The sequence below is a fragment of the Serratia sp. BNK-10 genome (genome assembly GCF_047456065.1).
GTDB lineage: Bacteria > Pseudomonadota > Gammaproteobacteria > Enterobacterales > Enterobacteriaceae > Serratia > Serratia ureilytica.
Map to the genome: position 1 here is coordinate 2,286,401 of NZ_CP179894.1, position 23,534 is coordinate 2,309,934.

General features: G+C 58.5%; 19 protein-coding genes. 8 read left to right on the forward strand and 11 right to left on the reverse strand.

Translation table 11 applies throughout. The annotated features are described in order from the left end of the window. From ACMGG9_RS11260 to ACMGG9_RS11275, 4 genes are read right to left on the reverse strand one after another with little or no spacing between them, the layout of a single operon-like run. Window positions 1-1,383 carry a DUF3131 domain-containing protein gene (locus ACMGG9_RS11260; RefSeq protein ID WP_414162189.1) on the reverse strand — a complete coding sequence of 461 codons (1,383 nt, stop codon included), beginning with the start codon at window positions 1,381-1,383 and terminating at the stop codon, window positions 1-3. Further along, on the reverse strand, window positions 1,368-2,936 hold the full coding sequence (locus ACMGG9_RS11265) for a DUF3131 domain-containing protein (RefSeq protein WP_197774905.1): 1,569 nt from the start codon (window positions 2,934-2,936) through the stop codon (window positions 1,368-1,370). Before ACMGG9_RS11265 ends, ACMGG9_RS11260 begins: the two co-directional genes overlap by 16 nt. Before the next feature lie 19 nt (window positions 2,937-2,955). Continuing rightward, entirely contained in the window at window positions 2,956-4,320 is a 1,365-nt protein-coding gene (locus ACMGG9_RS11270; RefSeq protein ID WP_182074157.1) for a DUF3131 domain-containing protein, read from the reverse strand. Between the two features lie 2 nt (window positions 4,321-4,322). Continuing rightward, window positions 4,323-6,155, reverse strand: coding sequence for a glycosyltransferase (locus ACMGG9_RS11275; RefSeq protein WP_414162190.1), 1,833 nt, complete (start codon window positions 6,153-6,155; stop codon window positions 4,323-4,325). 307 nt (window positions 6,156-6,462) lie between these two features. Between ACMGG9_RS11275 and opgC the strand changes: the two genes are divergently transcribed. After that, on the forward strand, window positions 6,463-7,665 hold the full coding sequence (opgC, locus tag ACMGG9_RS11280; RefSeq protein WP_142075542.1) for an OpgC domain-containing protein: 1,203 nt from the start codon (window positions 6,463-6,465) through the stop codon (window positions 7,663-7,665). Between the two features lie 53 nt (window positions 7,666-7,718). Here opgC and ACMGG9_RS11285 read toward each other — a convergent pair whose 3' ends face one another. After that, window positions 7,719-8,588 (reverse strand): LysR substrate-binding domain-containing protein, encoded by an 870-nt coding sequence (locus tag ACMGG9_RS11285; RefSeq protein ID WP_182074155.1) that lies wholly within the window; start codon window positions 8,586-8,588, stop codon window positions 7,719-7,721. Window positions 8,589-8,769: 181 nt separating this feature from the next. Here ACMGG9_RS11285 and ACMGG9_RS11290 point away from each other — a divergent pair, with 181 nt between their 5' ends. The 5 genes from ACMGG9_RS11290 to ACMGG9_RS11310 all read left to right on the forward strand — a co-directional run bounded on the left by ACMGG9_RS11290 (window position 8,770) and on the right by ACMGG9_RS11310 (window position 15,252). Further along, complete coding sequence (locus tag ACMGG9_RS11290; protein WP_414162191.1) at window positions 8,770-9,942, forward strand: MFS transporter; 1,173 nt, start codon at window positions 8,770-8,772, stop codon at window positions 9,940-9,942. Window positions 9,943-9,959: 17 nt separating this feature from the next. Then, the gene (locus ACMGG9_RS11295) at window positions 9,960-11,930 is read left to right on the forward strand and encodes an FAD-dependent oxidoreductase (RefSeq protein ID WP_414162192.1); all 1,971 of its coding nucleotides are present in this window, start codon (window positions 9,960-9,962) and stop codon (window positions 11,928-11,930) included. A gap of 233 nt (window positions 11,931-12,163) precedes the next feature. Next, complete coding sequence (locus ACMGG9_RS11300; protein ID WP_033643078.1) at window positions 12,164-12,481, forward strand: cupin domain-containing protein; 318 nt, start codon at window positions 12,164-12,166, stop codon at window positions 12,479-12,481. A gap of 357 nt (window positions 12,482-12,838) precedes the next feature. Continuing rightward, window positions 12,839-13,630 (forward strand): AraC family transcriptional regulator, encoded by a 792-nt coding sequence (locus tag ACMGG9_RS11305; RefSeq protein ID WP_033643079.1) that lies wholly within the window; start codon window positions 12,839-12,841, stop codon window positions 13,628-13,630. 86 nt (window positions 13,631-13,716) lie between these two features. Beyond that, window positions 13,717-15,252: a phospholipase D family protein gene (locus ACMGG9_RS11310; protein ID WP_414162193.1), complete on the forward strand. Its 1,536-nt coding sequence runs from the start codon at window positions 13,717-13,719 to the stop codon at window positions 15,250-15,252. On the opposite strand, the gene ACMGG9_RS11315 is transcribed toward ACMGG9_RS11310, so the two are convergent. Both ACMGG9_RS11315 and ACMGG9_RS11320 read right to left on the reverse strand, forming a co-directional pair. After that, window positions 15,233-15,589, reverse strand: coding sequence for a thioredoxin family protein (locus tag ACMGG9_RS11315; protein WP_050440108.1), 357 nt, complete (start codon window positions 15,587-15,589; stop codon window positions 15,233-15,235). The genes ACMGG9_RS11310 and ACMGG9_RS11315 overlap by 20 nt on opposite strands. Further along, complete coding sequence (locus ACMGG9_RS11320; RefSeq protein ID WP_227711495.1) at window positions 15,586-16,002, reverse strand: MAPEG family protein; 417 nt, start codon at window positions 16,000-16,002, stop codon at window positions 15,586-15,588. Before ACMGG9_RS11320 ends, ACMGG9_RS11315 begins: the two co-directional genes overlap by 4 nt. A 192-nt stretch (window positions 16,003-16,194) precedes the next feature. Here ACMGG9_RS11320 and ACMGG9_RS11325 point away from each other — a divergent pair, with 192 nt between their 5' ends. Continuing rightward, window positions 16,195-16,509 (forward strand): ArsR/SmtB family transcription factor, encoded by a 315-nt coding sequence (locus ACMGG9_RS11325; RefSeq protein ID WP_033650397.1) that lies wholly within the window; start codon window positions 16,195-16,197, stop codon window positions 16,507-16,509. 24 nt (window positions 16,510-16,533) lie between these two features. Here ACMGG9_RS11325 and ACMGG9_RS11330 read toward each other — a convergent pair whose 3' ends face one another. Together ACMGG9_RS11330 and ACMGG9_RS11335 are read right to left on the reverse strand one after the other, a co-directional pair. Beyond that, window positions 16,534-17,919: an MmgE/PrpD family protein gene (locus tag ACMGG9_RS11330; protein WP_033650510.1), complete on the reverse strand. Its 1,386-nt coding sequence runs from the start codon at window positions 17,917-17,919 to the stop codon at window positions 16,534-16,536. A 2-nt stretch (window positions 17,920-17,921) separates the two neighbouring features. Then, complete coding sequence (locus tag ACMGG9_RS11335) at window positions 17,922-19,418, reverse strand: MFS transporter (RefSeq protein WP_232096647.1); 1,497 nt, start codon at window positions 19,416-19,418, stop codon at window positions 17,922-17,924. A gap of 223 nt (window positions 19,419-19,641) precedes the next feature. Between ACMGG9_RS11335 and ACMGG9_RS11340 the strand changes: the two genes are divergently transcribed. Continuing rightward, on the forward strand, window positions 19,642-20,274 hold the full coding sequence (locus ACMGG9_RS11340) for a TetR/AcrR family transcriptional regulator (protein ID WP_414162194.1): 633 nt from the start codon (window positions 19,642-19,644) through the stop codon (window positions 20,272-20,274). Here the strand turns inward: ACMGG9_RS11340 and ACMGG9_RS11345 are convergent. Then, the gene (locus ACMGG9_RS11345) at window positions 20,244-21,383 is read right to left on the reverse strand and encodes an ABC transporter substrate-binding protein (RefSeq protein ID WP_197849723.1); all 1,140 of its coding nucleotides are present in this window, start codon (window positions 21,381-21,383) and stop codon (window positions 20,244-20,246) included. The genes ACMGG9_RS11340 and ACMGG9_RS11345 overlap by 31 nt on opposite strands. Then, on the reverse strand, window positions 21,383-23,524 hold the full coding sequence (locus tag ACMGG9_RS11350) for a TonB-dependent siderophore receptor (RefSeq protein ID WP_414162195.1): 2,142 nt from the start codon (window positions 23,522-23,524) through the stop codon (window positions 21,383-21,385). Before ACMGG9_RS11350 ends, ACMGG9_RS11345 begins: the two co-directional genes overlap by 1 nt. Window positions 23,525-23,534 lie beyond the last annotated feature (10 nt).

Here is a 23,534-nt window from a genome sequence, read left to right on the forward strand (position 1 = left end):
TCATTCTCCTTTCGCACTGGGGAGCGGATGGCGCTCCTGCGGCAGACAGTGACGAGGCCAGTTGAAAACGTCTTGCATGCGAGCGCCGAGGTAGCCGTCGTTGAGCGGCGCCTGCAGCAGCGGGCCGCGATTCTGTTTGAACAACAGCGCCTCCAGCACGACGGTGTTGGTGGTGAGCGTGAAGGTGGTGTTATAGCCGCCGTTCGCTTCATAGCGGCCTTCGAACCAGCCGCGTTTGTCATCCTGATGCAGCCGCCCCAGTTGCATTAGGGCGTCGGTGTAGCGGGTATCCCACAGCACCCACAGACCGAAAATGGCGCGGGTCGAAAGCAGCGCCAGCTCGGGGGCGTAGCGGCCGTCGTCTGTGAGGGTATTCCAGGCGTAACCATTGGCGAACAGGCTGTCATATATCTCCCACGGCGCCGTGCTGCGTGAATATTGCGCCCGCGCAGTGAGGATTTTCTCCCGGTGCCAGCGCATTTCCTGCGCCTGGTAAAGACGTTGGGCTCGTTGCGCCATGCTGACGTCGGCCGCATCGCCGGCATTGGGCGCCGGCCATCCCATCTCGATCCCGGTCAGCAGATACGGCGTGCTTTCGATGCCGGCGGAGGTGCCGGTGAGGCGCGGATCGCGGGCCGTCACGGCGATGGGCTCACCATAGACGATAGCCGTTTTGAACGGCGCCATTCGGGGGGACGAGCGTTGAAACCCCCACAGGCGGAAAGCCGCGCTGTTGTAGTCGGCATAGCCGACGTCGCTGGCTGTGGCACTGCGCCAAGCGCCGTTTTGCTCTCGTCCGTCGAGCGGCTGACCGTCTTGGGTCAGCAGGTTGCAGAAGTTCCAGCGCAGCGCGATTCGTTCGAGAAAGGTGCGATATTCGGGGAAGCTTTGCGCCGTGAAACGCATGCCGGTGAGCAGACGGGCCATGCCTTGCGCTTCGCTGACGGCGCCGCCGTTCTGGCTGAACGCGGCGCTGGCGGCGTCATACAGCGCACCTGGCGCGCCAATGCGGGTTACCGGTAAACGATCGAGCGTCGTCAGCAGTGTCGCCAAACGGGCGTCGAATTCCCGTTGCGGGAGCAGGTTCAAACGCCGCGCGGCGGTCAGCGCGATCAGGCTGTCGCCAATGTTCCACAGCGAGACCACCGGATAACGATCTTTGCCGTTCACCAAACCGGAGCCGGGCTGCGTGTTGTTCTGCACGTAGCGCCAGGCGACGTCGGCCCATTGCCGTTGCTCTTCGGTCAACGCGCCGTGGCGAGGCTGTTGCCGCCAGCGCTCCCACAGGGCGCCGGCGCTGTCGGGGCGCGCCATGACGCCCAGCAACACGACCAGCGCAAGGGCGATGACGACGGAGGCGATCAGCGTTAGGGTTTTAAGCATGATGTCGCTACCGGGGGCAGTTTCACGGGCGCGTCATTTTGACACTGCGGGCATTTGCAGGCTTTGCAGGATGGCGCGTTGCGCAGTGCGATCCCCGTTTGTTGGCACCAGCTCTTCAGGTTAGCGTCAGGCGTGATAAAGGGGCGGTTAAACGGCGTGTTTTTGGTGTCAAACACGTTCACCAGCGTTTTATCCCACAGCGCCGGCGCGTATTTGCCGTCGCTCTGGTCATTGGTATTGAATTTCAACAGGCGCCCCTGTTTTTTAAACAGCAGGGCTTCGAGCATGATGCCATTGTTGTTGGCGGTGAATTCACGGATCGGGCCGGCGCCGTTTTCATACAACCCTTCATAGAAGCCTTTGTCTTTTTCGCCGGCATTCTCAATCACGTCGAGTAGCCGATCGGTATACGGAGATTGCCACAGGCTCCACATGCCGAGCGCCGCTTTGAGCGAGATGGCGGCGGTATCGGGCACATACTCGCCCTTATCCGTGATGGTGTTCCAGTCAAACCCGTCGGAATAGACGGTGTCGTACACGAAGTACGGCGCGCGGTCGAGCTGATGTTCGGAACGCGCCGTCAGGCGGCCGGTAATCTGGTAGCGATTCTCCTGCGCCTGATAGACGCGATTGGCGAAGTCTTGCATCCAGGGATGGCTGTGTTTAGCGAGGTCGGCGCTGCGATCGTCGCTGGTGTTCCAGCCCATCTCCAGCCCGTGTAGCACATAGGGTTCGGTGGCCACATAGTTATGCTGACTGGTGGTGCGCGGATCGCGTGAATCATAGGGCACCAGAACACAATAAATGTCCGCCAACTGGTAAGGCTCCGCGCGGGCGGCCTGGCAGGTGGAGAACCCCCACAGCTGGAAACCGCTGGCGGCGTACTCTTCATAACCCAGCCGGCCTTCTTGGACGTAAACCGGCTGTTTATTGGCATCCAGATTGGCGCCATACAGCGTGCCGCAGTCGTCGATGATATGACTGAAATCCCAACGCAGCACGACGTTATCGACGTCGTTGGCAAATTCGGGATAGCGCTCTTTGATGATTTTCAACCACAGCAGCATTCTGCCGATGTCGATGGATGAAAAGCCGATCTCGCCGGGCTTGTTGAGGTAGTCGACCTTTTGCGCCGTGATGGTGTTGTACGCTTTGTTGGGCATCTGATTTTGGAACAGCGGCACGGTATTGAGCGTGGCGAGAAACTTGATCAGACGCTGATCGAACTGTTCCTTGTCGATGATGCCGAGTTCACGCGCGGCCGTCAGCGCGGCCAGATAGGAGGCGCTATCCCACATGGTGGTCGAGGGATAGTTGTTGACGGCGTTGACCAAACCGGTCGCCGGTTGATAGTTGGTGACGAAATATTGCCAGGCCTTGACCGCCATCGCCTGTTCACGCGCCGTCAGGTCGCCGTGGCGCTGAGGGTAGGCGGCGGCGGGCAACTGGGTGTCGCCCACGGCCGCGGGCGACATCAGCAGCAGTAGCAGGCAACCGCACAGCACTCGCCTAACTAGCGTGATAAACGGCCTGGTGAAATAATGATGAGGCATAGTGGCTCCTTATAACTGATTACGGCCGTTGATCGTCGGCAAGATTCGCGGCGGGCGCGGAGGCGCAGTTTTGGCAAAACAGCGGACCTTGCGCGATGTAGACCAGGCTTTCCAATATCAGGGCATTGGTATTGGCGCCGATCACCCGACTCTGCTGCCCATTGGCGGCGATGATGCCGTCATACCAGCCGCGTCCCGGCTCGAACAGGACGCCGGCGCGCTGCCGCATTTCGTCACTCCACGACGTACGAAACAGCGCGTACCAACCGAATGCCGACTTGGTCGACAGCTGCAGCGCCGCCTCTTTGATTTCCGCACGCGACTTGTCGATCTGCGCCGGGAATCGACTGATGACCGCGTCGTCGATAAAACGCGGCAATTGCTCTTCATTGTCGGTATTCACATAGGCGTCACCGCCGCGGCTGCGATAGCGGCTTTCCTGTACTTTCATCACTCGCCAGCTGATTTCCGCCGACCGGATGTCGAACCCGACCTCCAGACCGGTCAGTAAATAGGGCATGGTAGTGACGACCGGGTGATCGACTTTGCCGATTTTGGCCAGGCTGTCGTAGGGAATACGCAGGCCGTCAATGCTGATGGTGCGGGCTGATGGCGGTTGGGTGCCGAGAACGATGCCGGCCAGAGGGCTGACGCGGCGCAGTCCGTGGGCGGCGTAAAGCTGGTAACCATAGCTGTCACGGTTGCTTTGAGTGACGAGCAGCCATTTTTTTGCCGCCCGGAAATTCAGCGGCTGTCGCTGCTCCTGCTGCATGAACAGGGCGTCGAACTGCCAGGGGGCGATTAAACGGGCGATCGCGCCGGTCTGTTCCGGGTACAGCCAGGCGACGATATCCAGCGCCATCAACAGACGGCTGAGGTCGACGGCAGACCAATCGGATTGGCTTTCGTTTTGGCTCAGGCTATTCAGCCTGATAGGGCGCTGAGTATGGTAATACAGCGACGGCAACTGACCGTCGGCCAGCGGTAACGAAGACAACGCTGTCAAAACGGCATTCACGCGCGCATTCAGCTCGTCCTGCGTAATGATCCCGAGGCGTTGTGCGCTGATCGTCGCCATCAGATAACTGCCGGTGTCCCACATGGTGGTGTAAGGCTGGTTGTCGATGGCATTCGCCAGCCCGCTGGATTGGGTGTTGTTGACAAAATATTGCCAGGCGATGCGCGCCCAGACGGCCTCGTCGAAGGTCAGCGCACGTGGCGCGGGCAGCGTGGGGAAATCGGCGCTCAGCGTCAACTCGGCGCTTTCCGCCGGGGCGGGGGGCATCTTCATCTCAACATACACTACGACGCTGAAGGCCAGCAGGAAGCCGAGGATGACCGCAATATAGCTGCGCGCCTGCAACAGTGAGTGTTTCCACGCCATGTCTATCCGGCCTCCTGCTGTTCGGAAGGGGGCTCCGACTCAGGGCGCCACAGCGCGGCGAACACCATCGGCAACATGGCCATCACGTTTACGCCGCCCCAAAAGATATTGATCACATAGCCGGCCGGATCGTCCACCTTGCCGAGATACAGCTGCGCGCCGCCCCATAACAGCCCCAACAGCGTTAGGGCGATAATGGCCAACTGCGGTTTGACCAGCGTCAGAAAGTTGCCTTGCTGGCGCTCTTTGGGCGTAACGTGGAACTTGATCTTTTCACCGCGCAGCACCGTATCCAGCGCGCGCAGATTCATCGAGAAAAGCGAAAGGTAGGACGCCTTTCCGTCCCAGGCAGAGATCCCCCAGGTGCCGAACATGAAAGCCAGCTCAGACAGCAGGAAAAACGGTAAAAAGTGCAGGTAAAAGGGCAACGAGTAAGCGGATACCGGCGGAATGCCGGTAAACAGATAGATCAACGGCGAGATCAGGAACACCGTATTCCACAGGCAGGCAAGATATGACCAGAACGTGGTGCCGTACATCAGCTTTTGCGCCAGACTCAGCCTGAAGTTTTTCGCGCTGAAGACTGCATCATGCAGCGCAATGTCCAGCGATCCCGCCGCATATTTGAAACGCTGAATCATCCAGGTCAACAAATCCTGCGGCGACAGCATTTTCGATTCCACCTCGGGATGCATGACGGAACGCCAGCGTCGCTCGGGATCGCCGTGCAGCACGATCGAGGTGTAAATATCTTCCGATACGTGGAATTTATACGGCGTCAATTCGGTATCGAACGCAATCTGGGGTTTCATCGCCCGGCCAAGATCGTCGCGCAGGCCGGCATCCGTGACGTCGCGGGTATAGCGATCGATTTCATTTTCGACGGCGCGCGCATAGCTGCGCAATGCGCTCTGCATGATAGCCTCGCGCCGATGAATTGACGCCGCGCCGCAACAGAAGGCTGCGTTGGCCGCATTGCGGCGGCGCAATATCACGTCGTAAAACATCTTGGGATCGTTGAAAAAGGGATCTTGGCCGACGGTGAGGGGCCCAACCACCCCTTCAAACGCGCGCCCGACGACATAGCCCGGCTGCCCCAGCTTGTCCTTCAACCAGTGCGGCAAACGCTTTCCGGCGGGCAGATCGTAAAACCATTGCGGCGTTTGCACCCAGGCCACCAGGGGATCGCGAAAATAACCCAGCGTGTCGGTCAAGATGGACGGGAATACACGGGTATCGGCATCGCAGATGACGATAAAATCCCCGTCCGTGTGTTCCAGTCCATTGCGCAGATTGCCGGCCTTAAAACCGATGTTGTTCTCGCGCGACAGATAATTTACGCCTTCTTGTTCGGCGACGCGTCGCATCTCGGGGCGTTTGCCGTCGTCCAGCACGTGAATGCGGTAGTCCAGCGGGAAGGGATAGGTGACTCGTTTGGCATCCTGAATCGACAACCGGACCAGTTCGGTATCTTCGGAATAAGTGGCGATAAACAGGTCGACTTTGACCGGGCGCGGTGCGATCGCCTCATCCGAATCGAGACATTGACGGATGTCGCGCGGCGGGGGGCGGCGATTGACATCGCGCACTTGCCACAGGTTGATGGTAAACAGAATTGTGCCGCAATAGGCCAGGGTTTCCGCTATCACCAAAGGAACGGCATACCATAAGGCGTCATAATTGAGTGACGCCATCCAACGCCAGCGAATGTAATTGGCGCCGACCAACAGAGCGGCCACGGCGAGGATTTGCCAAAGGAACTCTATTGCCCGCGAGGTTTTTAGCGGTGCAGGGGGGCTCCTTTTTTCAAAAGATGAAAAATAAAAATGCGCCATGCATTTCATTCCCGGCAAGGAGGTCATGATATAGATAGAGAGTTTAGTTAAGCATGGAAGATTAGCAAGATGGTGGATTTAAAATTAAACAGACATTCTGTTATTTTTTATATGATTGCAATAATGAGGATTTCCTCATCAAAAAATACGTGATGTGCGGATAAATTTATTTTTTCATCTAAAATTCCTATACGCCCGCTTAAGGCAAAAATGATTGGTAAGTTATATATTTTAATTTAAATTAATTACAAATTAAATAAAATCACATGGCGCTGTCTTTTGAACCGATTTATCATGAGATAACCGAATGAATTTACAGCAAGTTAGTGAATCTTCTACGGCAACGCTTCACTATGTCGCCATTGGGAAACGTGATTTGCGTATCGACATGCTGCGCGGCATCGCGCTGGTGATGATGGTGGTGGCGCACGTAGAGGTGATGTCGGTTTTGAATGTTTTTACCTGGGAGCGGTTCGGTTTGACTACCGGCGCTGAAGGTTTTGTTATCTTGTCGGGTTTTATTCTTGGCAATATGAAACGGCGACAGTTACAAACTGAATCCATGTTGACGGTGGCCTATTCGTTGGTGCGGCGCGCGGCTAAACTATATATTGTTAATATCGTTATCATTATAAGTATTTTGCTGCTGCAAATGCTGGACTTTATCGATACCTTTGAAGTGACACATTTCGTTGACCGTTTTTCAGGGGCGGTATATTCGATGTATCCGGTTAATGAACAAGTCAAAGAGGCCTGGTTCAACGAGATTATTTTTTTGCAGATAGGGCCGCATCAAACGCAAATTCTGGGGCTCTATTTTTACCTGCTGTTGTTTAGCCCGCTGTTCCTCTGGCTATTGAATACGGGCAGGGGCGCCGGGCTGTTGGCACTGTCGCTCATCGCTTACGGCTATTACCAAATCAGCGGCATGCCGATGACTTCGGCGGAGTTCGAGTTCGCTTTTCCTTTCCTGGCGTGGCAATTGATCTACATACTTGGCCTGTGCTGCGGATGGTACAAAGAGGAGATCGCGTCGTTGGCCCGCACTCAGGCAGGCAAGATTGCGCGCTATGGCATGGCGGCGGTGGCGCTGATAATGCTGTTCGTCGCGCAAAACCATACCAATCCCTTTATGCCGCCGGCGTTAATGCTGCACGTGATCCCGGCGGCGGAATTCAATGGGTTTTATCAACACCTGGCCGCCAAGAATGCGTTGGGGCCCGTGCGCATTCTGAATGATTTTTGTCTGATCGCCAGCGTCTATTGGCTGCTGACCGTCTGCTGGCGGCCCATCAACAAAGCCATCGGCTGGTTCCTGATCGTGCTTGGGCAAAACTCGTTGTATACCTTCATCATTCACGTCTATCTGGTGCTGTTCATCAGTCAGTTCGTGACCTTCGATCTCTGGACGCAACATTGGCTCTTCAGTACGGCGGTGCATGTGACCGGGCTGCTTGCGCTCTGGGTAATGGCACGTTACGGCCTGTTGAAGAAGATTGTTCCCAACTAATCGAGCCCGAAGAACGCGGTGGCTAAGGCGATAACCGGCCTGGCGCTCCACGGTCAGGCCAGGTAAGTGCGCAGCCAGGCGGCGAATGTTCTCACGACGTCATCGTCCCGGTCGCGCAGCAGCAGAGAATAGACGCCGGTTCGGATGGTCAGCGTCGGGAAAGGCGACACCAGTCGGCCGGACGACAGGTGTTTGGCGCAGAACAAATAAGGCACAACGGCCAGCCCCAGGCCGTCTTCGGCCGCCTGAATGGCGGCGAAGGTATGATCGAGCGTGAGCGGCGGCGGCGAAGCGTCCAGCGCCGTCGGATAAGCATTCAGCCAGCTGCGCCACAAATCTTCCCGGGCGCGGATGCGGATGGCGGTATGCTCGCCAAGCGTGTCCGGCGCAATGACCGGTCTGGCGTGCAAATAGCTCTGGCTGCAGACCAGCAGGCTGTCTTCCTGCAGGAAAGGGATCGCTTTCAGCCCTGAGAAGTGCGCGGGATCGCGTCGGATCGCCACGTCAAACGGCGTATTGCGATCGACGGCGCCGATGCCGGTGGTGATATCAATCGCGACCCCCGGATGACGCTCATTGAATGCCGCCAGCTTCGGCATCAGCCAGTGCATGGTGAACGTCGGCAGGCTGTGCACCACCAGCCGCTGCTGGCCGGCGCTCGCTTTCAGCGCGCTCTCCGCAGCAAACAGTTCGCCGATGACCCGGGACGCGGTGCGGGAAAAGTTCTCACCGGCCTGCGTCAGCCGCACGGATTTGTGTCCGCGATAAAACAGCGTGATCCCCAGCTGTGCTTCGAGACTGCGAATATGGCGGCTGACCGCGCCGGTGGTGAGAAACAGCTCATCCGCAGCGGCGCTGAAGCTGCCGAGACGGGCGGCGGCTTCGAAAGCGGACAGGTGCGGCAGGGAGTGGATTTTTTTCATAGGTTGAGTCTAGCTCAACCAAATGGGGGAAGAAAGATCGTTTGTCAGCCTTTGATTTTGCTCACTATGATGAGGCATCTCCTTCTGATTGCTGAGTTTATGATGCGGATCTTTTGGCTATCGGTCATGCGTGTTAATGGCGTTATTCTCCCCCTGCGGTTGGCAGGGAGGCGGCGCTGAAATGCGGGCTTTTTATCTGCTTTGCGTGAGCCGGGCGGGTCTGTGTCTGGGCACCATGATGTTCGCCGGCGCGCTGCCGACCATCAGGAGCGAGTGGCAGCTCGACGCCGCTTCGGCCGGCACAGTGCAGACGGTGTTCAGCCTGACCAACGCCCTGGCGTTGCTGGTGGCCTCCTGGTGGTGTGATTCGTTGGGCGCCCGCCGGGTTTATCTGCTGTTCTCCTGGCTGGGCGCCGCTGCGTTGATGCTGTTCGCCGTATTTGCCCATTCTTATCTCAGCGCGTTGGTGTTGATGGCCTTCGTCGGTTTGACGCAGGGCGGGGCTTATACGCCGGCGCTGCTGTTGGCGATGGGGATGAACGGTCCGGCGCGGCGCGGTTATGCCATCGGCATGGTGCTGGCGGCCAGTTCGTTGGGGTATTTTCTGTCGGTTTTCATCGCCGGTTGGAGCGCCATGCGCTGGGGCGCCGGCGTGGCGTTTTCTCTGTGCGCCGCCGGTGCGTTACTGGGAGCGCTGGCGGGATCGTTGGCCCTGGTCAGTTATCGGGAACCGCAACCGCGCACGCTGGGGAGGAAGACGAAACGTGAGAGCTATGCTATCACCTATGCGACCCTGCTGTTGCTGATCGGGTATATCGCCCACAGCTGGGAACTGCTCGGCAACTGGGCCTGGGCGCCCAGCCTGGTCAGCGAGGCGTTGAGCGGTTTCTCTCTGGATCCGCTCAGCGCCGGATTGATCGTCGCGGCGGTGATCCACCTGGCCGGCATGATCGCCACGCTGATTGTCGGCACCGTTTCCGACTATTTCAATCGCGCGTCGGTGCTGATGTTTATGGGCGCCGCCGGCGCGTTGGGTTCGCTGCTGATGGGAGGGTCGGCGAACTGGGGGCCGGGCTGGACGCTGCTGCTCGTCAGCATCGGCAGTTTCTTTATTCTCGGCGACTCCGGCGTGCTGTCGGCCGCGATGGCGGACAACGTGCCGCCGCAACAGCTCGGCAGCGTGATGGGCTGGCGATCGTTGCTGGGGTTCGGCATCGGTTCGTTCGCCCCTTTCTCCTTTGGCGTGGTGATGGATACCACCCACAGTTGGGGCGCGTCTTATGCCGTATTGGCCTGCGGCGGCGGGGTAGCCTGTCTGGCGGCCTGCTTGCTTTGGCGACAACATTTGAAATGAGGTACGGACATCATTAAATGAATGGAACATCATCACGCATTGTTATCGTGGGCGCCGGGATTGTCGGGGCATCGATCGCCTATCATCTCGCGCGTCAGGGGCAGCGCGTTATCGTCGTTGAGCAGGCGCATCCCGCGGCGGGGGCCACAGGCAGCTCGTTCGGCTGGATCAGCGAAGGCGTGCCAGAGGGCGCTCCCGATGCGTTTCTGCGGCGCGAGATCGTGGCTGACTGGGTGCGGCTGACGCAGGAGATCCCGGAATTGTGGGTGAATTGGTCCGGCGCGCTCAGCTATGGTCAGGCGCCGGCGACGCAAAACCCCGATAATCGGCGTCTGTCCTCCGCCGAGGTGATGGCGCTGGAGCCGGCGCTCGGGCGGCCCGATAGCCAGGCCTATTTTGCGGCGCGCGATGGCGCGGTCGATCCGCAAGAAGTGACACAGCGGCTGCTCGAACGGGTAGGCGCGTTGGGCGGCGAGTTGCTTCTGGGACGTGCGGTCAGCGGATTTCTGCGCGAGGCCGGTGGTCAGATAACCGGCATCGTTACCGAGGAGGGCGCGATCGCCGCCGAACGGGTAGTGCTCGCCTGCGGTACGGGGATCTCGGCGCTGCTGGACGGCAGCGAATTTTCGTTGCCGATCGAGGCGTCGCCGGCAATTTTGTTGCGCTATCACGCGGCGGCGCAGGCGGTGAACACGCTGATTGCGGGCGACGACATCGAAGTACGTCATGCGCAAAATGGCGATCTGCTCGCGGCGGAGGATTATCCTGCGGGCGGCGATGTCAAACGCGTGGAAGAGGACGCGCGATCGGCGATTCAAAACCGCCTGCACGGCTCGGCGCCATTGCAACTGCAGGCGTGTTCGGTGGGGCTGCGCCCCAGGCCGCGCGACGGTTATCCCATCCTCGGGCCGCTGGGCGTCACCTGTCTCTATGTGGCGGTGATGCATCCGGCCGTGATGTGCGCTCCGACGTTGGGTCGGCTGGTCAGCGACGAGCTGTTGCACGGCGTTAATCCCGCCATTCCTCACGGTTACCGCCCGGCGCGATTTATTGATGATGGGGGTGAAGGGGGGGATATCATCGCGATTGCCGGTCGGTTCGCGCTGGATACCGCGCAGCCGCCGCTCAGTCTTTATCCCTATGCGCCGGTTTATAAGATAGGGGAGCACGTCCTGAAGCGCACCCGTCCGACGTCGGGCGAAGCCCAGGCGCTGGCGGCGTATCTCACCGCGTTGCGTCGTCAGGGCGTTGACGTCGTGGCGCCGACGGCCTGTCCGCAAGAGATAGCGGGCAGTATGTGGGTGGTTTATCCCTTTGTGGCGGGAGAAAAATATGCGGGCCGCGATGAGCAGATTATCGCGGCGGGCAGGCTGTTGGGAAGGATCCACGCGTTATCTTCGGCAGACAATAACGCCGGGCTGGCGGTTTATGACGAGTATGCACTGACTGAAGACGATATCTTGGCGGATCTGGACGAGATCGCCAGTCATGCGGCAAGCCAGGGGCTGACGCTCGACATCGAGGCGCTAAAAACGCGTATGCTGCAGATTGCCGGGCGGCAGACGGCGCTTAGCGCACGGGGTCTCCCTTGCGTGGAAACGCCCTATGACTTTAAAGCCGATAATCTGATTTATGTCGCGCAGGATAGGCCAGTGCTGATCGACCCCGATAACGCGCTGTTTTTGCCGCGCGTGTTCGATCTGGCGCTGGTCCTGCTGCTGTTCCACAACGCACTGGACTCGGCGCCCGACCGCGTGTTCACCGTACGGGAATGGCGGCTGTTTTTGACGGGGTACGGTGAGTCTGTCGCGTTGACGGCCGGCGAAGTGCAAAGCTGGCATCAGGCGGTAGAGCATCTGTTTCTCGACGAAGTCCTGTGGCTGATGGCGGACTTTGCCGATGGCTGGCGCGATCCTCGGCAAACGGCGCTGTTCTTCTCTCTGATCGGGCTGCTGGATAATCTTTCCGACTACGGATTAACACCGTAATGCGCTCAACGTTACAGTGGTTTTTTGCGCCGTTGGCGAGGCTCTTATATATTTATTAGCATGCCTGAGGCAGGTTAGGCATGAAGCGGTGGCCGTACAGGCCGCTGCAAGCACGACAGTTAATCCGTTCGCCAAGAGGCTGCGAGACGGTGCTTTCGGTAGGGACAGCCGCCAAACGTTTTTACGGCGACCGAAGGCGGAGCAGCTACTCACAGGTCACGAGGACACTTACCATGCATAAGAGAACACTGGCGTCACTGCATTACGAAAACATGCCTTACGATGGGGTGCGCTTTCATATTTTGAAACGGGAGACGCCGGGCCATACGGCGTTGCTGAAGCTGGATGCGGGCAGCCGACAACCGGCGCGTTTTCATCCGGGATGGGTGAAACTGATGGTGCTGAGCGGTGAACTGAAGGTTGACGATCAGACGCTGCAACCTCATGAGATGTTAATCATTCCTGCCAATACCGCCTATACGGTAGAGGCCATAACGGAAGTGATTTGTCTGGCGATTTCCGAGCTGGACGGCGCCGAACTGGCCCGTTGACGTATTGACAAGAAGGGATAGCGGAGAGCCTAGGCGCTCTCCCTATCCCTTCAGCATTGAGCCGCCCCCCAGGCTAAGCTACCTGCTGACTAGGCATAAACCTCCTGATTCAATCCACCGCGCTTTCCCTTTCCATCACTTTCGGCCTCCGTCGCCCCCGCAACGTTGCCGCCATTGTGCAGCGCATGCACAATGTCATCGCCCCGTTACCACGCAGAACGATGAAATGTGGGTGTCATAGTGAGTTTATTCGCATAAGGCCCCTGGTGTGGCTTGCGAGAACGTCACTATATGGAGGATCATGCGGCCTCTCTATCAAATAAAAGACATTCGCGTTATCAAAAGGGACAAACGACCATGGGATTCGAAGTCGACAACGCCGAAACGAAACGCATCAACCTCAGCAGCCACGAGAATTCCTCGTTCGAGGTGACAGGGCTGGTGAAACACTATCCGGCAGGCTTTGTCGTTCCTTTCCACTCGCATAAACGTTGCCATTTGCTCTATTCGCAACAGGGAGTGATGGCGGTCGAGGCGGGCAGCGGGCGTTGGATCGTGCCGCCAACCACCGCAGTCTGGCTGCGGCCGGGGGTGGAGCATCAACTGGTCATGCAGAGCAATATCTGCGTTTACGGGATTTTTGTCGATGAATTCACCGCCGCGCGGTTGCCGTTGCGCGACGGCGTTTTGCAGGTGTCACCGCTGCTGCGGGAGCTGATCGCCCAATTGGCGACGCTGGCGCCCGAGGGCGAGGAAACCAAACGCCACGCGCTGCTCAGAGCGCTGTTCCTCGAGGAACTGAGCCTGCAGCCGCAGCTGGCGCTGCATCTCCCTTGGCCGATGGAAGCGAGAATGGCCGCCATTTGCCGGCAGTTGGTCATCACGCCGGCCGACGATCGCGGCATTGAGATCTGGGCGGATTCACTGTCGATCAGCGCGAAAACCTTCCAGCGTCACTTTACTCAACAAACCGGCATCACCTTTGGCCAGTGGAAACAGCGTCTGCGGCTGCTGTCGTCCATTCCGCTGCTGTTAGCCGGCCACTCAATCATACACGCCGCTTTCGAAAGCGGTTATGAGAGCCACAGCGCCTATTCGGTGGCGTTTAAAAAACTGTTTGGCGTTTCGCCTTCGCGCTTTACGCTATAGCCGTATTGCAGAGCGCGCTTCTCCTATAGATTGAAGCAACCTAATGACGTATAAAGCAAAGCAGTCAACCTCCGAGGCCGCTTCCCGTGATAAAAATTGTCGTGTACCTGATTATCGCCGTGACGATCGCCATTATTGCGGCAAGAGTCATCTTTCGTTTGCCGGATATTTCGCAGCGTCTGCCGCAGGCGGCATTGCCGGCGGATCCTGCCGCGCTATTGCCGGCGCGAGCCGCCGAACAGATGGCGGCGCATCCCGGCCTGAGCGGCGTGGTGCCGCTGGTCAGCGGCCACGATGCGTTCGCCAGCCGCCTGGCGTTGGCGCGGATGGCGGAAAGGTCGATCGATGCCCAGTACTATATCTGGCATAACGACACCTCCGGGCAGATCCTGCTGAAAACCCTGTATGACGCGGCCCAACGCGGCGTGCGTGTGCGGCTGCTGCTGGACGATAACGGCGTCGCCATGGATGAGACGCTGGCGGCGCTGAACGCGCAGAAAAACGTCGAGATCCGTCTGTTCAACCCGTCTACCGTGCGTACGCCGAAGCTGGCCGGTTACGCCTTCGACTTTATGCGCATGAACCGGCGCATGCATAACAAGTCCTACATCGTCGACGGCGCCGTGGCGATCATCGGTGGCCGCAACATTGGCGATGAGTATTTCCAGGTCGGCGACGAGAACTATTTCCTCGATCTCGACGTGTTGAGCGTCGGCAGGGTGGTGGCGGAGACCGCCGATGTCTTCGATCGCTACTGGAACAGCGCCTCGGTATTCGGCGTTGAGCAAATTATCCGGGGCCAGGGCAACCTCTCGGCATTCCTGTCGCAGGCCGCCGCAACCGAAACCAGCGAGCGCGCCCGTAAATTGGCGGTGCAGCTGGAAACCAGTGCGGTGCGCTTTCGTGATGGCGCCGTGCAGCCGGAATTCACCCAGGTAGAGCTGGTGGCCGACGATCCGGCGAAGGGATTGGGCAAAGCGTCGCGCGATCGCTTGATGGTGACGCAGCTGGGCAAGATCATCGGCGGCGTCAGCCGGCAATTGGATCTGGTCTCCGCCTATTTCGTGCCGGGGCGGGAAGGGGCAACCTTCTTTGAATCGCTTGCCAAACAGGGAAAATCCATCCGCGTGCTGACCAACGCAATGAACACCACCGACGTGCTGGTGGTCCACGCCGGCTACGCCAAATACCGGCGTGAGCTGCTGCAGGCGGGCGTCGAGCTGTTCGAGCTGAAGCTGCGCGCCGGGCAACCGACGGGGCGCAAGGAACTCAAGCCGCTGGGGCTGTCCGGTGCGGCGCTGCATGCTAAAACCTTCGCCATCGATGACAAACGGGTGTTTATCGGCTCGTTCAATTTCGATCCGCGCTCGGCGCACCTGAACTGCGAAATGGGATTCTTGATCGATAGCCCGTCGCTGGCGGCCGACACCCGCCAACTGTTTGATGGCCCGCTCGAATACGCCGCCTATCGGCCGGTATTGACGCCCGAAGGCAAAATGGTGTGGAAAGAAGCCTTCGAAGACGGCCACACCGAGGTGCACCAGCAAGAACCCGGCGCCGGCTGGGTAAAACGCATCGTTCTTACCGTGGCCGGCTGGCTGCCTATCGAGTGGATGCTGTAACGCCGGCGAAGGCCGTCGCCACCCGGTGTAACAGCCGTTGCAAGGGAATCTCGCCCGCGATGATTGCGATGAGGCGCGCATCCTCAAACAGGGCGAGGGAGGGCACGGATTTGATGCCGAACGCAGGGGCGACCGTCGGCGCCTGCGCGACGTCAATGCGGCCGAAGGCGATCTCGTTGGCGTGACGGTGCAGCTGTTCAACGATCCCCTGCATATTCTGACAAGGGCGGCACCAGGAGGCGGAAAAGTAGAGGATGGCCCGCTGCCCCTCGGGTTTGTCTGCGTCATAGAGGAAACGGGTCACCTCATGGGGCTCTGCCAGGTTCGTGATCGTCATGGCAGGCTCCTGACGATCTCTATCCCCATCCAAATCATCGTGACGATTTGCGTGAAAAAGAAAGCGAAGCGCCAGGTGGCGACTTTCTCCGTCTGCTCGAAACCGATGTGAACCAGGCTCTGCGCCATGCGCGCGCCGAGCAGGACCAGAGACAAGACATTCAGCGTCGTGCTTTCCACCTGAAATGCGGCTATCGCTACAACGAGGGCGGTATAAACCGGCAAATTTTCAATGCAGTTGCGATGCGCCGCAATGGCGCGCTGGTAGCCATCGCTGCCCTGCGGTTTGTTCGCTTGCCATTCGCTGACCGTGGCGCGGCCGGTTAAAATTCGGGACCAGCGATAAACACCGACGGTGCCGAATAGAATCAATAATGTCCAGCCGGCAAACGCCAGCAACACCAGGGTTGGCATATTCATAACGCATTCTCACTTGTGTTGGGAAAGAGCCTGCGGCCTCAGGGAGAGCCGCTCGGCTTGAATATAAGGTTATATTAGAATTGTATAAATTAGCAATATCTAATTTAATAGATGCTAATGTAATGCTGTGCCGGCGCCTGAAAGCCGCTATAATGCGGCTGAATGATGACGGGGCCGTGATTGACCATGAATGCAAAAGCTAAGCAGGATCCCTTTGTGAATGAAGGGGCGATTGAGGCCGCCAGGCTGTTGAAAGCGATAGGCAACGAACACCGCTTGCTGGTGCTTTGCCTGCTATTGAAACACGATGAGATCGCCGTGGGGGAGTTACAACAGTTGGTGCCGCTCAGCCAATCGGCGCTGTCGCAGCACCTGGCGAAAATGCGCAATGAAGGTCTGGTAACGTACCGACGCGAAGCGCAAACCCTGTTTTACCGTATCGATAACCCAAACGTGGCGAAAGTGATCGCCACGCTCAGAGAGATTTACGCGCCGAAGTGAGGGGGCAGGCGAAGTGCGTCGGGACTAGCGCACTTCTCGCGTTGCGGCCAACAAGGCTTGTAACGAAGGCGCTTCGACCAGATTCTCGATGCAGGCCATCAGTTTTCGCGCATTGAGGCGTAATCCCTCACTGGGTGATTGCGCACAGCAGTGAAGAAATTTCTCACGAATATCCTGCATGTCGGCCGGATTCTCCGGCCAGCCGCGGCCAAACTCGGCCTCGAGCCGCAGCGTATCACCCTGCTCCGGCGTGATGTGTAGTTCGAAGCGGTCAAACCTATCGAAGGCATGTTGTTCATGAACTTCGATACGCTGCGCCAGAGCAACGACCGTAGGTTCTGTCGCTGAAGCCGCGCTGAATTCACGTGCGCTGGCCTGGCCGCGCAGCAGCGCATTGGCGATGATGTAACGCGCGCTGAACTGCGCATCGATTTCGGCCGTTTTCTGCGGCTCGTATGGCGCGCCGCAGACCATGCGCATGGTCGGCGAGGCATGCAGAGTGATCTTCGCCCGTGCGGGATCGGACAACTGCCGATGCGGGCCGTCGTTCAACAGCGCTTCGGTCAGCGCCAGCAGAATGCTGCAGTGCGGGTAGAGTTTGAAACAGGTCGCTTCTTCACCCAGAAAGGCGGAGCCCAATTGGTGGGTCAGCAATCCCAGGTCGGGTTCGCCCGGGGCATAGAGATTGAAAAATCCGTTCTCGCCGCTCAGGACGCGTTTAGGGCCACTTATTCCAGCCTGCGCCATTAAAACCGCTTCCAGCGCATGGCGAGCCACCAATCCCTGGCTGATACGTACCGCCAGCGTCTTGTCCTGGTAGTGTTGGAAGGTGCCGATGCCAAAATCGAAAGCCAGGCCGATAGCGTCGGTAAAGGCGTGCAGGTCCAGGCGCAACAGGCGGGCGGCGATCGCTGCGCCGGAAAATAGGCCGAGGATGTTCGAGTCGAATCCGCGGTAGAAAAAGCCGTTCGCCTGCGCGGCGAGGTTGATGCGTTGAGCGAAGTCTTGCCCAACGGCCAACGCAGCCAAGGTGTCGAGGCCGGAAGCGCCCGACAGTTCCGCAGCCGCCAAGGCCACAGGAATATCCGAGGAGCTGGGGTGCCAGCCAGGAGAAAGCACGTCGCAATAATCGAGCGCGCGAGCGCGTACGGCGTTGACAAACGCCGCCTGAGGCGCGGCGAGCCGTTCTTCGCTGCCGATAATGCTGGCTTCGGCGTTGCCGCTCCAGCGTCTGGCCAGCGACAGCGCCGCGTCAACGCCGCTTTGATCGTAGCCGGCGGCGAGACAGCCAAGATTATCCATGAGCCGTTTACACTGGAATGCCAGGACGGCGGGGGGAATCATGCACGCATCTACCTGCGAAGCGAAAGCGATCAATTCTTCGATCGGGTCGACCGATAATTTTGTCATGTTCATTCCTCGTTCAGTCGTTCAGGTGACTTGTTCAGCACGGCGTTTCCGGCCTGAGGATGCAGACGGAAACGCGGATGCAGCATGATCAGCAGCCACACGGTCATCACGATGCTGAGTAATCCGGCACACAGCATGGCGATCCCGAAACCATCGGCGAAGGCGCTGTGCGTCAGCGCTTGCATGCGGCTCGCGCTCAATGCATCAACGGCCGTTTGCTGTTGTTCGATGACCGCCGTCCGGGCGATTGCGGCGGCCTGTTCCACGCCTTGCGTTTGCAAAGCCGCAGTCAAGGTAGTCACCGCTTTCATGCTCATCAGCGTGCCCAGCAAGGCGATGCCCAGCGTCATGCCGGTTTGTCGCAGCGCGTTCATCGTTGCCGACGCCATCCCGGAACGTTGCGGCGCAACGGTGCGCATCACCAAGGCGCTTGTCGCCGGCATGGACAGCCCCATGCCGAAACCGAGCAGGGCCAAATAGAGCGCCACCAGAGCGTAAGGCGAATCGGCGTGCAGCTGCGTCAGCAACAGCAGGGCAACGCCCATCAGGCCATAACCGACGATCATCAGCGAGTTCACGCTCAGTTTGGCGGACAGGCGGCCAAAACCGGAAGCGGCCAGCGCCATGGCGAGAAATTCCGGCGCCATGCGCCAACCGGTGTCGGCGGGGCTCCAGCCCTGGGCCTGTTGCAGAAATAGCGAGACGAAGAAGACGCTGCTGTAAGCGGAAAAACCGAGTACAAAAGAGGCGAGGTTATAGCCGCTAAAATCGGCGTTGCGAAACAGGCTCAGCTGCAGCAAGGGGCGTTTGACCCGCGTTTCCACCCAGAGAAACAGCGCCAACAGCGCCAGGGCGGCGTACAACGGAAAACGCGATTGCACACTGTGCCAACCGAATTCTCCGGCGGCAATCAGCCCGTAGGTCAGCGCGCCAAGCCACAAGATGCTCAACCCTTGCCCCAGCGGGTCAAGCGCAGCGTGCTCAGGATGCGAGCTTTCTCGCAGCCCCCAACCGCCCAATATCAACGCGACGATCCCAACCGGAATGTTGATCCAGAAGATGCCTGGCCAACCGGTGGTATGCACCAGCAAGCCGCCCAAAACCGGGCCAATCACCAGCGAAAGGGCATTGACCGAAGACCAGATCCCGATCGCGCGGGTGCGCAACTGTTCCTCCGGAAAAGCATGAGTCAATAACGACAATGCCCCAGGGATAACGGCTGCGCCGGCGATCCCTTGTATCACCCGGCCCGTCAGCAGCATGCCGAGAGAGGAGGCGAATGCGCAAACGAGCGAACCGACGGTAAACAATGCAACGCCGTACAGCCAAATACGCTTGCGGCCAAATCTGTCGCCCAGCGGACCGGAGGAAAGGATTAACGCGGAAAGGCAAAGGGCATAGGCGTCAACGACCCACTGCAGGCCCGACATGTCGGTTTGCAGCGATTCCAGCATCGTGGGCAGCGCCACATTGACAATGCTGATATCAAGCGACGCCATAAATGTACCCAGACAGATGGCGGCAACGAGCGAAATCCTGCGCATACCGGACATAGAGGGGCTCCTTATTGAGATGGGGGTGATAGTGAAAACTATTCTCATCCTATATTATGACTGACCGTCGGTCAATGGAGCGTAAATATTGATTTCACTGAGATAGGTCGGCTGGTCAATGGCAACAACATTGGTTACGATGGCCGCTGGACTCCTAGTGGATGTTGATATGAAGACAAAAGAGAAGATGAAAGAAACACAGCCTCGAACCAAACCGGCGGAAGTGCGCTTGGATGAATTGATGGATGCGGCGCAGAAGCTGTTTATCGAAAAAGGGTTTGAAGCGACCACCATCAGCGATATCGTCCGCGACGCCAACGTCGCCAAAGGGACCTTCTACCACTATTTCCCGTCCAAAAATGAAATGTTGTCCGCTTTACGTATACGTTTCACCAATCACTTTATCGAGAAAATTCAGCTGGCTATCGATGAGTGTGCGCCGGATGACTGGTTGGCGCGTCTGAGAGCCTGGTGTGATGCCGGCGTGGCGACCTATTTTGAAGGCATGGAACTGCACGATGCGTTGTATCACGATCATCATTATCATACCCGAGGCAATCAGGATCGTGATGCCGTGCTGGAGCAGATCCTGACGATTTTAAACGATGGCGCAGCGGCGGGCGCCTGGCATCTGGAGAATCCGCATCTGACCGCCATCTTGATGTATCACGGCATGCATGGTGCCGTGGATGACGTTATGGTCAACCCCGACGCCGACCGCCAAGGGCTGGGGCCCGCGCTGGCGCAGGAATTCATGCGTTTGCTGGGCGTTTACGGCGCCGCCTTGAGCGACACCCAGTAACCGGGCTGATACGGAATGGGAAGAAAGCGGGCGAAGAGTTCAGCAAAAGTCGCTTCGGGATCAACGCCGGCGAACAGCGACGGATGGAACCAAGTGGCCAGACGTTCGATCGCGACGAAATTAAAAGGGTGATCGTAAAACGGGTGCCAGATGGCGTACGCCTGTCCGTTCTTTGCCGCGGCCAGGGTGCGATAAGCCGGGCGTCGCATCAATTTTTCCAGCCGCGTTTTTGCCAGCGTCAAATCTGCGCCTGGCCCAAGGTTGATCCAGTCACCGTGGGGCGAGTAATGACTCCAGTTGCTGCCGGTCACGACGATTTTATCGGGCCGGGAAGCGATCACCGTTTCCTGACTCAATGCGCCGTAAACGCCGTGAATATGCGTCTGAGCCAAATTGAATCCTCCTGCGCTATCCACCATCTCACCGTAGTTGCCATTGCCCCAAGACAGGCAGCAATCCTCGTATAATCCGGCGGCGCGCTCCATCATTATGCGTGGGCGCGGCGGAGCCCGTTTCATCAGCGTGTCGCGGATCGTATCGAGATGACGCTGGCGGAAGCGAATCAGGCTATGTGCACTTTGCGGATTATCAAACAGCTGCCCCATGATGGCGATGCTTCTGGCGCTGTTGTTCATCAGGCCGATGCTCATATCGACAAACACCACGGGGATGTTCGCCGCCGTAAGCTTAGCCATCAGGCCGCTCGTTTCCAGCACAGAACGCGTATTCGCGTTGAGCAACATGGCGTCGGGCCGCAAGGCGATCAACCTTTCCAGATCGAATTGCATTTGCTGCACGCCGGCGAAGGCCGGCAGCTTGGCCAGTTCGGGAAAATAGCGCAGATACAGCCGGTAGCTGTCCAGGTCGGCGGTGCGGAAATTGTCTCGCCAACCCACCAGTTTTTCCATCGGCGCGCGTGGGTTGAGCGCCGCAACGGTATAAAACAGGTTGCCTTCCGCCAGAAAAATACGCCGCAGAGGATAGCGTAAAGTCACCGTACGCCCGACGATATCGGTCACGATCTGTGTATCAGCCTGGGCGCGCAGAGAGCGTGAAGGCGAAGAAAGTGCCAGCAAAGCGGCCGCCTGAAGAAAACGTCGTCTGTGCATCAGAAATACCAGCTTATCGAACCGATGATGCGGCGTTCGATGCCGATGCTGCAGTAAGGCGCACTGGTGCAACTGGCGATGTAAGATTTGTTGGTCAGGTTGTTGACCGTCAATCCCAGCTCCAGATTATACAGACGAGGATCCCAGGCACCCGGCGTATAGCGAACGGTCATATCGCCGAGCCAAACGGCGGGCACTTTGAAGGTGTTGGCGCCATCTCCCCAACTGGCCCCCAGGTAGCGGGTACCGCCACCGATCAGCAGCCCCTGCAGCGGCCCTTTAGTAAAGCGATAGTCCAGCCACATCGAGCCGGTCTGCGCCGGAACCCCCACCGGATGTTTCCCCTGCGTGCTATCGTTAGCCTCCGTCACGACGTTGTTGACCCAGGCATAGGACAGCATCAGATTAAGGTTATCGGTCACCGCCGCCCGTGATTCCAGCTCCACGCCGCGAGAACGCACTTCACCCGTTTGGGTGTAATAACTGGGATTAAGGGGATCGATGGTGTTCACATCGCGCTGCGTCAGTTGGTAGACCGCCAGGCTGGTCATCGTTGCGCTGCCGGGAGGCTGCAGTTTCATCCCCATCTCATACTGAGTGGAATGGGTTGGCTTGAACGGCGTGCCTTGAGCGTTTGTGCCGGTCAACGGATCGAAGGCGGTAGAGACGCTGGCCCACGGCGCCAGGCCATTGTCGAACGGGTAGCTCAACCCGGCGCGATAGCTCCAGGCTGCGTCATTGGTTTGCGTTTGAGTATGGGCCAGATTGTCACTGGTACGCATGCGTGACCAGTCATGACGGCCGCCCAACAACAAATGCCATCCGCGCCAGCTGGCTTCGTCCTGTCCGTATAAGCCCGTGCGCTGGAAGCGTTGCGTTGTCGACGTGCGTGAAACCGGGATAGGTTCGAATGAAGGGCGGTACTGTTCGGACCAGGGATCAAACGTCACGGTTTGCGATCCCCACCAGTCTTTATCCAATTTACCGGCCTGAAAGTCGATCCCGGCCAATCCCTGATGGACGATGGCGCCGGTAACGAATGTCGTCTCGGCCTGGTTATCCATCACGATGCTGTCCGCCTGACTCGGTGCGTCCTGATAAACCGCCGTCAAAAGTCCCTCGTCCGGCGTGATGGCGCGCGTAAAATCGCGCCGCACCGTCGAGTCTACGTGGGAATAGCGCAGGTTTTGCTTTAGGCGCCAGCGATCGTTCAATTCGAATTCAAGCAGCGAGGTCATATCGTATTGCGTACGGCTCGAGTGTTCGTGCGCGGGATCGCTGTAATTTCTATCGGTATCTATCTTGCCGTGCGGATTGGGCAACAGCCCCAAAACCTGGGCGGGAAGGGTGTTGTAATAGCCTGATTGGGGTTCGCGAAGATAGTGAGCCAACACGGTCCAGCGCGTGCGATCATTGGGTTGCCAGGTGATTGCGGGCGCCAGAAAGAGGCGCTTTTGCCTGGTGTCTTCGATCTGCGAACCGCGCGTGGCCGCCAGGCCATCGAAGCGGTACACCCACTGTTCGTCATCGGTCAGCACGCCGGTGGAGTCGAGGCTGAGGGCGTGCGAGCGGTCATTGCCGACATCCCATTTAAGCTGATTCGACTCGGCGGTGGAAGGGCGTCGGGAAATCATATTAATTACGCCGCCGGTGCCCCCCTGGCCGTATAACGAGGATGAAGGGCCATGCAAGACTTCAACGCTTTGCACTCCCCAGGTTTCAATTTGCGGTCCCCAAATGCCGCTATTGCCGATGACGCGCAATCCATCCAGGTAGTAGTCGGCCTCAAAACCGCGCATTTTGGCGAAGTCCACGCCGCTGGAAAAGGCGCCGAAACGTTCCACGGCAACGCCGGCGCTGTAGCGCAACGCCTGGCTAACCGTGTCGGCCGACTGCACGTCCATTTGCTGGCGATTGACCACCGAGACAAATTGCGGCACATCGACCAACGGTGACCGGGTTTTGGTCGCCACCGTCGCTTGCTGTGCGGCATAACCCTGTGGGGCATTGTCTGAGGATGAACCCTCTGCGACCACCCAGATCGACTCTTCATCGGCCGCCAGGGTCAGGCAGGGCATCATGCCCAGCAACAACGGGCAAAGATAAGCCTTACGCAGGCGAAATCCGTTGAATTTATTCAAAAAAAATCCC